General features: G+C 56.0%; 8 protein-coding genes and 1 pseudogene. 3 read left to right on the forward strand and 6 right to left on the reverse strand.

Annotated features, from left to right (window positions below; translation table 11 throughout):
- Positions 1 to 37: 37 nt before the first annotated feature.
- From nrfD to CGZ80_RS28795, 5 genes are all read right to left on the reverse strand, one after another.
- Positions 38 to 1,462 carry an NrfD/PsrC family molybdoenzyme membrane anchor subunit gene (nrfD, locus tag CGZ80_RS21145; protein WP_094417678.1) on the reverse strand — a complete coding sequence of 475 codons (1,425 nt, stop codon included), beginning with the start codon at positions 1,460 to 1,462 and terminating at the stop codon, positions 38 to 40.
- Positions 1,463 to 1,557: 95 nt separating this feature from the next.
- On the reverse strand, positions 1,558 to 4,899 hold the full coding sequence (locus CGZ80_RS21150) for a TAT-variant-translocated molybdopterin oxidoreductase (protein WP_094417679.1): 3,342 nt from the start codon (positions 4,897 to 4,899) through the stop codon (positions 1,558 to 1,560).
- Positions 4,900 to 5,088: 189 nt separating this feature from the next.
- Complete coding sequence (locus tag CGZ80_RS21155) at positions 5,089 to 5,802, reverse strand: cytochrome c3 family protein (protein ID WP_094417695.1); 714 nt, start codon at positions 5,800 to 5,802, stop codon at positions 5,089 to 5,091.
- A 253-nt stretch (positions 5,803 to 6,055) separates the two neighbouring features.
- Positions 6,056 to 7,042 carry a 2-amino-4-hydroxy-6-hydroxymethyldihydropteridine diphosphokinase gene (folK, locus tag CGZ80_RS21165; RefSeq protein WP_233148567.1) on the reverse strand — a complete coding sequence of 329 codons (987 nt, stop codon included), beginning with the start codon at positions 7,040 to 7,042 and terminating at the stop codon, positions 6,056 to 6,058.
- A 529-nt stretch (positions 7,043 to 7,571) separates the two neighbouring features.
- The gene (locus CGZ80_RS28795; protein WP_094417682.1) at positions 7,572 to 7,874 is read right to left on the reverse strand and encodes a hypothetical protein; all 303 of its coding nucleotides are present in this window, start codon (positions 7,872 to 7,874) and stop codon (positions 7,572 to 7,574) included.
- Positions 7,875 to 8,258: 384 nt separating this feature from the next.
- On the opposite strand from CGZ80_RS28795, the gene CGZ80_RS21180 reads away from it, so the two are divergent.
- Complete coding sequence (locus CGZ80_RS21180) at positions 8,259 to 8,711, forward strand: hypothetical protein (protein ID WP_094417683.1); 453 nt, start codon at positions 8,259 to 8,261, stop codon at positions 8,709 to 8,711.
- Positions 8,712 to 10,400: 1,689 nt separating this feature from the next.
- Here CGZ80_RS21180 and CGZ80_RS21195 read toward each other — a convergent pair.
- Entirely contained in the window at positions 10,401 to 11,723 is a 1,323-nt protein-coding gene (locus tag CGZ80_RS21195; protein ID WP_233148568.1) for an IS110 family transposase, read from the reverse strand.
- Positions 11,724 to 12,415: 692 nt separating this feature from the next.
- On the opposite strand from CGZ80_RS21195, the gene CGZ80_RS21205 reads away from it, so the two are divergent.
- Both CGZ80_RS21205 and CGZ80_RS21230 read left to right on the forward strand, forming a co-directional pair.
- Positions 12,416 to 13,006, forward strand: a complete 591-nt coding sequence (locus tag CGZ80_RS21205; RefSeq protein WP_094417687.1) for a hypothetical protein — start codon at positions 12,416 to 12,418, stop codon at positions 13,004 to 13,006.
- Between the two features lie 1,832 nt (positions 13,007 to 14,838).
- Positions 14,839 to 15,055 (forward strand): annotated as a pseudogene (locus CGZ80_RS21230) (integrase); the annotation flags it as partial.

A 15,055-nucleotide genomic window follows, 5' to 3' on the forward strand; every position in this document is an offset into this window, starting at 1 on the left:
GCGCCAAAAGCTCTGACTCTGTGAATCGTCGCCTTTCTTAATGTTCTGCTTCACCGTGCTCGGCTGCGGCATGTGCCATGTGATGTTGCTTGGCCAAGCTCGATTTGACTTCGGCCATGTTGATCACCGGCAGGGTACGGCAGAACAGCAGGAACAAGGTAAAGAACAGTCCGAACGAACCGATCAGCATTCCCCAATCGACCCAGGTCGGTGAAAAGTACGCCCAGGCACTGGGCAGGTAGTCGCGTGACAAACTGGTGATCGTGATCACGAAGCGTTCGAACCACATCCCGATGTTCACGAAGATGCAGACCACGACGATGATCCAAGGTGTGGTGCGGCATTTCTTGAACCAGAACAGCTGTGGGCTGATCACGTTGCAGGAAACCATGGTCCAGTAAGCCCACCAATAAGGCCCGAAGGCACGGTTGATGAACGCGAATTGCTCAGCGGGCACCTGTCCGTACCAGGCGATGAAGAATTCTGTTCCGTAGGCGAGACCGACCAGTGAGCCGGTTGCCAGGATGATCTTGCACATGTTTTCCAAGTGCCGGATCGTGATCAGTTTTTCCAGGTTCAGCATCGAGCGAGCCGGGATCATCAGCGTGAGCACCATCGCGAAACCGCTGAAGATCGCACCCGCGACGAAGTACGGTGGGAAGATCGTTGTGTGCCAACCGGGAACTTGCGAAACCGCGAAGTCAAACGAAACGATCGTGTGTACCGAGAGAACCAGCGGGGCAGCCAAGGCGGCCAGAATCGCGTAGGCCTTTTCGTATCGCATCCAGTGACGCGACGATCCGCTCCATCCCAGGCACAGCAGGCCGTAGATCATGCGGCGATATTTGTTTTTGCTGCGGTCACGGAAGGTCGCCAAATCGGGAACCATCCCCATGTACCAGAACAACAGCGACACGGTGCCGTAGGTTGAAACCGCGAAAACGTCCCACAGCAGCGGGCTGCGGAATTGTGGCCACATCCAGAGGTTCAAGCTGGGGTACGGTGCGAGCCAAAACGCCAGCCAGGCGCGGCCGACGTGGATACCTGGAAAGGTACCTGCACAGGCAACGGCGAAGATCGTCATCGCTTCGGCGGCGCGGTTGATACTGGTTCGCCATTCTTGGCGGAACAGGTAAAGGATCGCACTAATCAGCGTTCCCGCGTGGCCAATACCGACCCAGAAAACGAAGTTTACAATCGGCCAGCCCCAGAAAATCGGAGCACGGTTACCCCAGACGCCGACACCGGTGTAGATCAAGTAAACGATCAGCAAGCCCAGCATCTGCAGCAGTGCAAACGCGACCAGGAACCCGCCAACCCAACCGGCACTTGGCTTACGCTCGGCAACTTGGCAGACCGATTCGGTGATGTCGTGATAATTCGTATTACCGAGAACGAGTGGGGCGCGTTCGCCGGGTCGTTCGACGGTGTTATCCAGTCCGTTTGGAATGGCCAGTGACATGAAACGTTCTTATTGGTTGAAGAGGTCTTCGTCTGGATTGTGCGGGGCGCGACGGGCCGACAAACTTAGTCGTTGCCCGTGGCTGCAAGTGTCAATTATTCGGCGTGTTGCTCTTCGCCGTGGTGTTCATCGCTGTGTGCGGAGTCATTGTGTGCGGCTTCGCCGTGTGCATCCGCAGCATGTTCGTCGTGCCCATCGCCTTCACCGTGACCGCCGTGCCCGTGGTGGGCTTCGATGGTGGCCAAGTCTTCGATCTGTTGGGTGGTTTTCAAGCGTGGGTGAGGGTTGCGAACGCGAGCGAGGTACATCGTGCGTGGCTTGATGTTGAGTTGCTCGAGCATGCCGTACGCACGGGTATCGGCGTGCTTTTTGGCGACGACCGATTCTTCGTCACTGATGTTTCCGAAGTCGATCGCGTTGGTGCTGCAGGCGGCCTGGCAAGCGGTGATGACGTCGCCGTCTTCGATCTTGCGGCCTTCTTTGCGAGCGTGGATTTTCGCCTTTTCGACGCGTTGGACGCAGTAGGTGCACTTTTCCATGACACCGCGGCCACGCACGGTGACCTCGGGGTTGAGGACCAGTGCTTGAAGCTTGCGGTTGGCTTTTTCGATAGCACTCGGAAAGGCTTCGACGCCGTAGCCAACGCCGACTTCGGCGTTGTAATTGAAGTAATTAAAGCGACGGACCTTCACCGGGCAGTTGTTCGCACAGTAACGCGTTCCGATACACCGGTTGTAAGCCATCGCGTTGATGCCTTCGTTGGTGTGGACGGTCGCGGCGACCGGGCAAACCTGTTCGCAAGGTGCGGTTTCGCAGTGGATACAAGCCATCGGCTGGTGGACGACTTGAGCGTCGTCGGCGTCGCCTTGGAAGTACGTGTCGATACGCAACCAGTGCATTTCACGGCTGTTGCGAACTTGTTCCGCACCGACGATCGGCACGTTGTTTTCGCTTTGGCAAGCGACCACACAGGCGTTGCAGCCGAGGCACTTCGACAAGTCGATTGCCATACCCCACTGCGGTGCAAAGTCGAATGCGGGGTCTTTTTCGATCTCTTGGATCGGCTCGTATTGAAGCGATCCGTATTCGCCGACTTTGGGAACGTGAGGAGCTTTCGGTTGTTCGTTCGCGAAAGTCGGAACCTTGTTCAACAGTTCGACGGTGCCTTCACGGACCAAGTTGTAGCTACGGCGTTCGGTTTCTTCGCGTCCAAGTTCATCGATGGCCCAGTGGTTCTGGGTGGTCGCGAATTCGTACTCGCTGTAGTTCGGTCGGGCTTCGACCGAGTAGGCAATCGACATCGAATCCGTGGTGCGGATCGGCGAAACATCGATACCAACGGCGTCGACGCTGTAGTCGGTCATACCGCCGACCATGCCGGCGCGGGTTCGTCCGTATCCGATCGAGACCGTCACGACGCCGGGAGCGATACCGGGAACTTCGTAAACGGGCAGTTCAATCTTCGATTCGCCGCGACGCAGCGTGATGTAGTAACCGTGCTTGATTCCCAGCTTCGCGGCAGTCGCGGGGCCGATCAAAGCTCCGTTGCCCCAAGTCAGCTTGGTGATCGGTTGTGGCAATTCTTGCAACCAACCGTTGTTGGCAAAGCGGCCGTCGTAAAGACCGTCGGGCACGGTGAAGACGACTTCGAAGTTGTTCTCGTCGATGTCCTTCGCCGCGACGACTTCAGGCGTTTCGCTGGGCAGTTCTTTGGCGGTTCCGCTGACGTCGCTGATCGCGGCAGGGCCTTTCAGGGCGTCCGAGAATCCGTCGTGCAGCAATTGTCGCCATTCGCGTTCTTTCAGCGACTTGCCAGCGATTTCGTCAGCGGTCTTGCGGACGATCAGCATCGGGTCGGTGACTTCGCTTTCAATCAAGAACGCGATGACTTCGGCAAGCGTGCGTCCGCCCATCAATGGCAGGATTTGTGGCTGACCGATGCCGTAATAGCCTTGCCCGTTGACGCAGTCGCTCCACGATTCGAGTGGATGCGACATTGGCAACGACCAGTTGCACAAGACGGCGGTCTCGTCGTCGTACTCGCCCAGGTAAACCGTTTGTTTAACCTTGCCAATCGCCGCGGCGACATCAACATCGCCAGGAGCGGTGACCAGCGGGTTGTTGCCGGCGATCATCAATGTTTCGATGTCACCAGCGTTGATTGCGTCAACCAATTCGGCGAGCGACTTGGTTTGCAGGTCGCGGTCGGCACACGGTGTGAACGTTTGGATGGTGCCGAGCGATCCGAGCTTTTTGTTCAGTTCGATTCCGGCGGCAACAGCGTCAGCGCCAAGTCCGGTACCGACGATCACAACCGCTTGTTCACCAGCGGCATGGATGTCGTGAACAAGGCAATCGAGGAATCGTTCTTGGCGTTCGGTCGCGGTGATGTCTTCGTGGTTAAACGGAAGTTCATCATGCGAATGATCGTCGTGGCTTTCACCGGCTTTCAATCGGTCGACGCCCCGGCCAACTTCGGCCAGGAACGCAGGCATTTGACTTGGACGGACGGCCAGGCGTGTGTCAGCCATGGTTCCGGTCACGCTGTAACCAGCTTCGGCGACGTACAACCGGCTCATTTCGCCGGTGGTGGGATCGCGTTTCTCGGCGAAGGTGCGTGACGCGAGAAGCGATCCGGGATCGTTGCCCAGTGGGTCAGCACCGAGTACGAAGATGACTTTGGCCTTGCTGAGGTCCAGTGACTGTTCGCAAGCGGTTCCCAGCATTTGCTGAGTCGCTTGACGCATCACGCCACCATCGATGGTGTTGTAGGATGCGATCGTCGCTTGAGGCAGTTTCGCTTGCAACTCGGCGAGCATGCGGACCGTTGTCGGCGATTCGGTCGGCGAAGTCAGCAGCGCGAAGCCCTTGCCTTCGTTGTTGCTGGCGGCTTTCTTGATCGCCGCACGGCCGACGGTGAAGAAGTCTTCCCAGGTCGTCTCTTGCTTACGAGCATCGCCGATTCGCTTCAGCACAGGGCCGTCATCGCCGCGAGAACGGTCCGGGTCGTAAAGACCAAGGATCGATGCCTGAACGTAGGTGTTCGTTCCGGCGGACGAAGGGTGCGTGGTGTTCGGCTCGACGTGCTGTGGGCGGCCGTCGAAGCAGCGGACGATCAGGTTGTGAACCGTTCCGGCGAGCTCGAAGTTGGTCGCACGCTCGTAGAATTCACCCGGAACACGGCCTTCGGGGCGAATCACGAAGGGGGCAATAACCTCTTCGGGATAGCGGCAACCGGCTACGCCGGCCATCGCTAGCGAGGCGCCCATCAATTGCATCCAGCGTCGTCTGGAAACGCCTTCGGGAAATTCCGAAGCGGCAACGGGGAATTCGCGGTGTAAAAACTTTTCCTTGAACTCCGAACTGCCATTTAACTCCGAAAGACTACGCCAGTAGTTAGGAGCTTGGCTGTTCTTGCTGGATTGCTTTTGCGTCATCTTGGTTTGAATCGATCAGTTGCTGGCGCGGCGAATTCGGCTTGCCTGCCGGGACTGGATTGGATTGTGGGAACCGTAGATCGCCCCTGTTGCGATAGCTACGCCGTCGCGTGGTGCTATCGCGGTGAAGCGATGTTGTTGTGGGGATGTTTGGTAAACGGGGTGCCCGGCAAAGCGGGGCGGATCCGTTTAGCGGTGGCAAACCGCACAGTGTCGTTGGGGATTGATGCTTTCTTCTTCACGAACCTTCAACGCGAACTCTTCTTGATTCGCGACGTCGTAATGTTCTTTCCAGAAGTCATCCGAAGGTTCCCAATCAAGCTTGGTGACAAACTCTTTCGGACGAAGGTGTTCGTTTGGATTTTGGTGACAACCGATACACCACGCCATCGACAGCTCTTCGTGCTGGTAGACCTTTTCCATCTGGTCGATTCGACCGTGGCAGGAAACGCAGCTGACGCCGGAGTTCACGTGGGCGGAGTGGTTGAAGTAAACGAACTCGGGGAGGTTGTGGATGCGAATCCACTGCATGCTCTTACCCGATTTCCAGCTTTCGTGGATTGGCTTGAGATTCAAGCTGTCCGCTTGAACCGCTGCCAACGACGTTTGGCCGGCTTCGTTTTTGGGGCTGTGGCAGTTGATGCAGGTCGCCGTAGGAGGGACAGCTGCATGTGAGGCATCAAACACGGTGTTGTGGCAATACCGACAGTCCAGCTTTAACTGCCCCGCGTGAATCGCGTGGCTGAACGGCACCGGCTGTGTTGGCTGATAGCCAATATTCAGTGTCACGGGGTCCGTTAACAGGCCCCCCATGGCAGCTGCAAACAGCCCGCCGCCGCCAATGGCAGCACCGAGGACTAGAAGGAAGGGATTGGTCCACCGCGGAAATAGAAAACGTTCCATGATCATCGACCGGCAGTAATGCCGGACGCTTTACGCGCAGAAAAGTTCGACGGGTACTTTCGAGGATGCGAAGTATCGGGTGAGCGCGGGCGAATTGACAAGGGCATCGTTGGTGCGAGCGACATTGTGTCGCTAACTTTCCATCTCAAGTCGTGTGGCTCATCGTCGCACCGTGGATCTGTTGTAGCAAATCCTGCGAGTTTGACGGTTGTGATCCGCATCGGTTTGACTTGATCGGACGAATCGGTTGCTTTCATTCAGTCGATTCTGGGAACCACCAGCTTCCGTCTTCGCTGACCGGAGTCGCTTCACAGCGCATCGAGTCATATGCAGAGGCTAGCTCGCGAATAGCCCAGTCAATATCACTGCACTCCAATCGGTATTCCGGCCATTGCCATCCGCCCGGCCACATCAGGTGTGGAGCGGGCCAGCGGAGGTTTTCCTCCACTCGGTGGAGTCGTACCAGCAAGCGTGGCATCGAAGCGGCCGCCCCTTTTGCTGTCGACCGACTGCTGAATTGGTGGGGCGCACCGGGAAGTCCGTCGGTCACCCACGCCGTTTCAGTCGCGTGTCGCTCGATTGCGACGTGTCGGTGAAGTCTTGCTGGCGTAGATACCGGATGCCGTGTTCTGTTTCGAGTCGTTGGCAGATCAGTTCTCGCAATGACTGTGATCCAGTGACGAGCGCGAGACGGGGCTTCTTCAAGCAGGTGGTCATGGAGCTCGCGCATCGTCCAGCCGAACCTCGGGTCGCGGAAGTGTGGCACGACGTCGCAGGCCGGCTGCAGCACAAACCGCCGGGCGGTGTATCGCGGGTGTGGGACGACGAGTCCGCTCGCGCCACCGACCAGTCGTCCATGCAGAACAACATCGAGATCAATCGAGCGTGCGTCCCAGCGTCGGCGGCGCTGACGGCCAAGGCGATCTTCGAGTTGTTGCAGGCGGTGGAGGATCTCTCGAGCCGGTGCGGTCGTTTCAAACGCGCCGACGGCATTGAGGAATGGCTCTTGCCCGCCGGGGCCGCCGATCGGAGGCGTTTCGAAAAGCCGGCTCGTTTCCAGAGGCTTCTCGTTACTGATCACGTCCCACCGCGAAATTTCCTCTGCCGCAACCGCGATCAGGTCGAAGCGGTCACCCAGGTTGCTGCCAAAGCTGATCAGGCACTGCGAGACCTGCTTGTGGCTCGGCGGAGAGACGCCCGGAAGCGGCCGGGCCAAGTAGGGCGGGTTGGGCGATGTCATGCGGTCATCCTACACCGCCAGCTGTCTCTGGTTCTACCACCGAAGCCAAGTCCCCGCCGCAGTCTCGTCCGGCAGTAGTAGGGAACCAGTTGGCGATTCGCGTAGGGGTATCGCCATAAGGCCACTCACGATTTCCACGGTCTTTTGGCCGCAGGTCACAATCGCCGAAAGCTCCCATCTCTCGCTCGCAATTACAGCGCGCCCATCGTCGGTCGGATCTTCGAGGATCACCCTGTCGTGTGTCCCGGCGATGATCCAAATCTTTTGGCCGAAGGTCACACTCACCGTAGCCTACGGCAACGCCGTAGGTTCCCGAACGCCAGCAATTAGCATTGGCCGAAGGTCAATTTCACCCGGAGTCGCCCCGCAGCATCTCAGTACCAGCGATAATGCTCGCCGCCCCCGTCGCTCCAGATCCAGCATGCCGCTGCGTGGGAACGTACTTAGTGTCGGCTCGCCAACCCGATCCCTGGCTCCCATCTCCCGCTCGCATCGACAACGCGTGCATTGTCGGTCGGGTCTGCGAATCTCACCCGAACGTGATCCCAGCGATGTCCCAGATCTTTTGGCCGAAGGTCATCCTCACCGTAGCCTGCGGCAGCGCCGTAGGTTCTCTCGCATCGGCAACGCATTCATTGTCATTCGGATCTGCGAAGCTTGCCCAGGCGCGTGTCCCGGTGATGTCTCGAGTCTTTTGGCCGAAGGTCACGCTTACCGTAGCCTGCGGCAACGCCGTAGGTTCCCGAGCGCCAGCAACCAATATTGGCCGAAGGTCAATTTCACCTGGGACCTCTTTCTGGTTTCCATGCGGCCAGAAGCAAAGCACTTTCATCGTTCTCTAGTCAGTTGGCGTCCCCGCCGTAAACCGCTGTTGCTGTCGCCGAAGCAAAACTCACGGTAGGCCGTCGAGGGTATGGCTGCGTCGGTACTCTGGCTGGTTGTTGTTTGTCCCGAGCGTTCTAGCAAGCTCACCGTAGCGGGAGGTGTCTCTGTGCGGACCAGTCCATTTAAGAGCGAAAGGGTTCGCTGGTCGTAGTCAAGTATGGACGAGGGGCCTGGGGATTAGTGCACGATAGGTTTAGCCACCAACACAATGGGTGGTCCGTTTTATTCTCGCATCAACTACCAATATTCCGTACAATATCCGCCTGCGAAGTACCAACATTTAGTAGTTACCCGACGAACTATTTTTACCAATATTAACGTTCTTTTTTCGATGTGCGAAATCAAGATCTGTGGATACTGCGAAGTAACTGATCAGAATCGTCGCGTCATCGACGACGAGCAAACGCTGAGGTGCTTTAACAAACTGGAGTATTGCGATGAGCGTCCGATCGACAACCTCTTCGACGGCGATCCCGAGGAACTGGCTCTGATTCAGAAATTGATCTCAGGCGGAACACTCGTTCTTGAATACCTCGATTCTGAGAATGTGATTCTTGCGACGACCGGATACACTGCGAAGGAAGAGTTGTCGGATTCAGAAATTCAAAAGCTGATCAGCTTTACATCCGGGCACTGGGTTGACGGGTTTGGATCGCGATTCTGCGAAGACTTTCTCCAAGACCAGGGCTACCGACTGGAGCTCAATTGCGATGCTAGGTTTCAGGACGCCTTCGCAAGTGTTACGACAAATGAAACGACGCGGTTCTTTCGCGTTCAATTTTAATCTTGGGGCGGGTAGCAATGCCGTGCACGCGAAGGTCGGGAGTCGTGTCAATTGAAGTGGTCGGTCCACCGCCCGACCTCGGTGACGGCTACCGTTCACGCTGGTAGTTGTGACCGCAATGACCGACGCCTTTCTTCAAAACTGCTGATTGTTGCGCTCGAATCTCGCCCATCCGATTTCACGGAACCTCAGTTTCCTATTGATCGCTCTTGATGTCGCGGTTTGATCGGTGCGCGGTCGACTCGGCCAATGAATACAAGCCGACGCCTGGCAGCCGATAGCGACTACGAGCACCGCATTGCTGAGCACGATTGAAGGCAATCCGACGCCTGACGTTCCGACTGCCAATTCGCTGCTCGTCACCCTTCGCACTGCCGATCGAGTAAACTTGTCGTCAGCGGCGAACTGCAAACTGTCGTCGTGGGGACGCCGCGAACTATTCCTTGCGCGCGAAGGCACGGAGTCCTCGTCAATCGATTTACTACAAACTCGTTCGCCGTGCCTCGGTGAATGACGACGTTCGCGCGGAAGGTTGTGACCGCAATGACCAACGCCCGTGGTCATGTCCATCCCATCTTCGTGTTCTTCGCGAACTTCGTGGTTTAAAAGTTTCGTCGACGGCCTGGATGGTGCGATCGGATGCCGCCCATCGGAGTTCACGGAACCTCCGTTTCCTATTGATCGCTCTTGATGTCACGGTTTGATCGGTGCGCGGTCGACTAGGCCGATGAAGACAATCCAACGCCTGGCAACCGATTGCGAGTACGAGCACCGCGTTGCTGAGCACGAGCACGATTGAAGACAATCCGTCGCCTGACATGCCGACTGCTAATTCGCAACTCGTTACCCTACGCACTGCCGATCGAGTAGACTTGTCGTCAGCGGCGAACTGCAAACCGTTGTCGTGGGGACGCCGCGAACTAATCGTTGCACGCGAAGGCACGGAGTCGCCGTCAATCGATTTACTACAAACTCGTTTGCCGTGCCTCGGTGAACGACGCCGACTACTATGAAGTCCGAGGTTTGCAAGTGGCGGTCGCCACTGTTTTTTGAAAATCTGATTTTACATTGGTGATCGGTGTGTGTTCGCGACAGAGAACTGTGCGGAGTGGTCTCCTTCGAAGTACGCCCGATCCGATTTGGCAAGGATGTTGATTAAACGACTATTCGAGGTGTGAACGCACTTTGACTTCTGGTAGATCCGCATGGCTGCGGACTGCGTTCCCTCATTGATCCGTTACACGGTTCAACGATCGCTTGTGCGAGAGCGTTTTGGCGTGATGGATGAAGCTTGCCTGGAGGCTTCTTTGACGACTAACGTCAGTGAGCAGCAAGCTACCTTCCGGCGGTGCGGCACATTCTTTAGGGCGACGTGTCTGATGATTTTCCGATCTCGTTCTCGAGATCGGTCCTAACGCAAATCACTAGCGTCAACTTTGGTCGGTGCTCACACACTTGGGTAGGTCTTTCCTTGGTTGATCGATCGGGTGGCTTTCGTTGGGGCTCCTTCAAGCTCGCGTGGTGTATTGGTGACGATGGGTTGGAGTGAAAAGTCAGTTGAATAAGAGCGACAAGGTCCGATTCGTTACGCCGATGTCAAACGCATCAGGCGTCTGGTGCTGGTTGTCCTTGCCGCTCGAAGATAGATGCAGCGAGCAGGGCTGATTCGTTACGCCGATGTGCAGGGCATCAGGTACGCGGTACTAGCTTTCCTGCTCGCCGTGGTTTGGGTTGAGTCTGTGTTGTTGATTGCTTTGGCTTGCGATTGGCTGCTTTCGGTTTAGTGGATCGGTTCGCTGTTGTTGACGACGGCTCTCGGTGGTCTTTGTTTGTGCTGGTTTTGGACGTGGGTGACTTGGAGGCTGCCTTTGCCTGGCGCGCCTCTCGTCGCAAGCGTGCCTTCCGTTGGTCGCTGTTTTCCTTGGGCTTCATGCTCTGCAGGGACTCCTTCAGCTTGGCCGGCATCGAGCCATAGGACTCCGTCACTTCAATCATCCGTTTCGGTTCCCAGCCCTTCTCGTCACGTAGCATCGCCCATGCGATCACCGCGATCTTACGTGCCAGTGCGATTGCGGCCTTCTTTTTGCGTGTCTTTTGTTTGCCACAGATTCGCTCATAGATCTCTTTGGCCCAAGGGTTGTAGCGAAGTGCAGCCCACGCGCACTCGACCAGGATCGTGCGAGCGAGAGGATTGCCTCGCTTTGTGATCCGGCCATTGCGATCGGTCTCCCCAGACTGATACTGGCGTGGGACCAGCCCGAAATAGGCGGAGACTTGACGGCCATTTTCAAATCGATGCGGATCGTCGATGCAGGCGACGAGGATCTCGGCGGTCCTTGGGCCGACACCGGGAATCGTGCGTAGACGCTTAATGCGTGCGTCGATCTTGCCGAGTTGTTCAAGTCGTTTGACAATCGAGCTGAGCTGTAGCGACAAGGAATCGAGTATCGTTAGTTCGATATCGAGTTGCCCTTTCCAGAGCTCCGTCGCCGTGCAGTCTTGGATGGGTTTTCGGAATGAGTTGATATGCTCGCGTCCGGTGTGCCACGCTTTGTCGATCTCGATTCCGTGATTGACGAACCAAGCACGGATCGCGCACTTAACTTTGTTGATCCGTCCGTCGAGCGTTTTGCGATACTTTACCAGCGAACGAAATTCACGATGCTGAGGCGAGGGCATGTGAACACCTTTGAGTTCGCCCATTGCCGTCATCCGAGCCAGTTTGAGTGCGTCGTCCTTGTCGGTCTTTCGTTTGACGTTTGCCCATCGCCAGGCCTCTTCGTTGGTCGAGCAGACGAGTGTCTTGAGGCCGTGCAACTGAGCGAGGTCGTTGATCCATCCGGAAGGCCCGCAGGCTTCCATGACGACGACGTCTGCGCCGCAGTCTTCGAAGATACTGGTAATGTGTTCGAGCTTGGTTGGGGTTGTGAGGAACTTTGCCTTTCTGGTTTTCGGGTTGTAAAAGCAGCAAACGGAATTGAATTTACCGAGGTCAATGGCGAGAATGATCATTGCTACTGAGTCCATGGTATTGGTGGGTGGAGCAAATGTGACAGGTAGTTCCAAGCTGCTCAGATCACGGGTCCGAGTCGCCAGTTTAACGACAAATGACTCCCACCCACCAAACCTCGGACTTACATGGATTCTTTCGTTGTGTGAAATGGGGCCATCTGAACTGATGCGATTCATCATCCATTTTGGGCTATCGGTCATCGGCTCTGTATTGATTGCCGGAATAGGTCTCTTTCTACTCGAACCTCAAGGTTGGATTGTTTTCTTACTTCTTGCAGGTGGAAGCCTGCTTGGATTGTCTGTTGCACGCTTGTTTTATCGCTATGTTGACTGTCGTCGTACCGCAAGTCCGAGTTCGCGGACTAAATGCATTGGCCAATCCCACCTACCATTTGGCGATCGACTTCGACGCTTTTCCGGCTTCGATACCCCAGATCACTCGGAAGACTTTATCTCGAACATGCCGTTCTGGTCACGATATAAGTCTTACGAATCAAATCCACCGAAATCCTCGCTCTTGATCCGCCGCATCCTAATTCGCATCCGTGCTATCATTCGGAATTCGTCGGGTGTGAGTCGGAGTTTAAAAACAGACGAACAACTCGATGCACGTGAGCCACCGAGTTGTGTTCATTGAAGTGGTCAGTCGACCGCGGCGACCACGTGATCGTAATCGTTACCCGACCAAGCTTATGCGTCACATTGCATCCATTGTCGTACTCGCATTGTTGCCATTTGCACTGACCTATAGTCGCGCCCAGGATGCAGGAGGTGCAATCACCACTGGCAAGACCCAGCCCCGAAAGGCACCCGCAAGTCCTGAGCTAGAGTGGGCGATCGAAACTATCGCTACCTTTTCGGACCGAGACGCAGTCAACGCGGCTGATGTCAGGCTGCGTACTGGCGGGCTGCCTGCCATTCGCGTACTGGTTAAACATCTCACCGACTCGCGACGACCTCCATCCAACTATCTGACTCGCGCGGTATCGGGAGAAGTCGACATGGGCGACCATTCGTTCTGGCTGATCCAGGACATTTTGGAATCGCACACTTCGAAAATGGACGCATCCTATTCGCCGCTAAAAAAAGCGAGTGTCGAGAAATGGCTTGCTGACCGCGAAGGAATGACTCTAGCACAACTCCGACGCGAAGCGTGCATCGGGGCGTTCGCCAAAATATTAGCGATGGGAGAGAAATACCCGGACTTTGATGTGCGACCCGCGATAATGACTTGCGCTAAACGGCTCGTCGAACTTGACAAAGCAATCCACAGTGGCGGGTAACCATCGCGTGCACCCGAGTACGCGAGTCAGGCGGTTTGAAATTTACAATCTCTCGCGCGTGCCGGGTGACGCGTGCCGTTATCGAACCCAGGAACCGTACTCGTTCAAATCGAGATCCACGTGGGAGATTCACGACATATTTCGATGTTCGAACTCGTCGTCTTTGCGACTGTCTCCGCATTAGTGTTCGCAGTGTGGACGATGCAGAATCCGCCGACCCTAATCGCAGTTCCCGCTCTCTTTCTTCCCGCGGCGATGATCGCAGGACCGATCGGACTGTTTCTTGGAGGACGCAAAGCCTTTTGGCCAAGCGCCTTTGCCGGCGCTGCTGCAATGTATATCGTTCTGCTGATCCTCGCGAGGAATGCAGTTCGATAGCGATCGGATGTTACATTTCTATGCATCCCCATCTACTGCCCGCTGGCGACTGCATTGACCAAGTACGAACCTGAAAATACGGGCGACTTTCGATAACCATCGAATCGCTTTAGGTCAGAAGTCAAGAGGATAAGCGGCAAGCGAGCCGAGCGGTTTGGCAATGGCAGAGTCGTTCGCACTGGTAGGTGTGGCTGCAATGACCAGCGCATCGTGGTCATGCCACTCTCATATTCGTGTGCTTCGCGAACTTCGTGGTTTAAATGTTTCGTCAACTGCTTGAATGGTGCGCACGAATGTCACCCGTCGGAGCTCACGGAACCTCTGTTTCCTAGTGATCGCTCTTGATATCACGGTTTGATCGGTGCGTGGTCGACTCGGCCGAGGAAGACTAGCCGACGCCTGGCAACCGATTGAGAGTATGAGCACCGCGTTGCTGAGCACGAGCACGATTCAAGACAATCCAACGCCTGACGCCCCGACTGCTAGTTCGAAACTCGTTACCCTTCGCAATGCCGATCGGGTAAACTTGTCGTCAGCGGCGAACTGCGGACTGTCGTCGTGGGGGCGCCGCGAACTGTTCGTTGCATGCGAAGGCACGGAGTCCTCGTCAATCGATTCACTGCAAACTCGTTCGCCGTGCCTCGGTGAACGAAGCCGTTCTGCAACCGACTATTAGTCTCGTAGGTGAATTCGCTTGAAGACACTGCTTCGTCGATTGCGCCCATGTTTCTCGCTACGTGCATTGCTCCTTTTACCTGTGATGCTTGGAGTGTACATATCGATGGGAACGGCCAGTCGAAAGTACGGTCGTGCTGATGTGAGTCGTGTTTTCGAAGCGGAGCACGACCGTGGTCTCCCGGGTTACGTGTGCCCGTGTGTTTTCGAGAAACTGCGGTTGAAGGTTATAGGCGGTCAGAATGCATCCCCAAACGTCGAATACGAAGCGCACTACTATATCTGGCTCTTCGGATTCGTTTTTAAAACACCGTACGTTCGAAGCCAGCGCGATACCTTAAATCGAACGCGGGGATGGCGTGAATCGTTCGATGACGTATCCTGGGCGTCTTACGACTACCGTCACTAGATATATTTGCAGAACCATGGCATGAACGCGGAGTCGCCGGACGCGCGTTTTCAAATGGAGCATCAACTGCGGCGACCCGGTTATGCCGAACGTTGAACGTTGAACTTAATCGCAGCAGTTCACGCTACTGACATCTTCGTGCGATTGTCTTTTATTGCTGATGGCGGGGCGTTCGTTTGTCCTTTTCTTTTCGACGCGCTTGAAGCGGTTGGCGGATTGTAGACGCTGGTTCGTTTCTTGGATTTTCCTTGGTGTTTGTTCGGCTGGTTTGACTTGCGCCAAGCAACCGCGGCGGCCCACGTTTGAAGTGAATGCGGCGAGCAGATTGCTCGCCCTCATCGTTCCGTTTTCACTTCAAGGCATCTCTCCGATGACGCCTCATCAAAAACGCCGTTGCGAACTCACGCAACGTCTCGCCGAAGACATGGTCATTCGCAAGCTGGCTTATAGCACGTTCAATCAAGCCGTCTGTGCGCTACGCTTTTACTATCGCCACACCCAGCCCATGCCGTGGCCCGTCACTGCCGTTCCGTTCGGTAAACGTCCCAAGAAGCTGCCCACCGTTTTGTCGCGACAAGAAGTCGACG

The sequence above is a fragment of the Rhodopirellula sp. MGV genome, assembly GCF_002251265.1.
In the GTDB taxonomy this organism is placed as follows: Bacteria; Planctomycetota; Planctomycetia; order Pirellulales; family Pirellulaceae; genus Stieleria; species Stieleria baltica_A.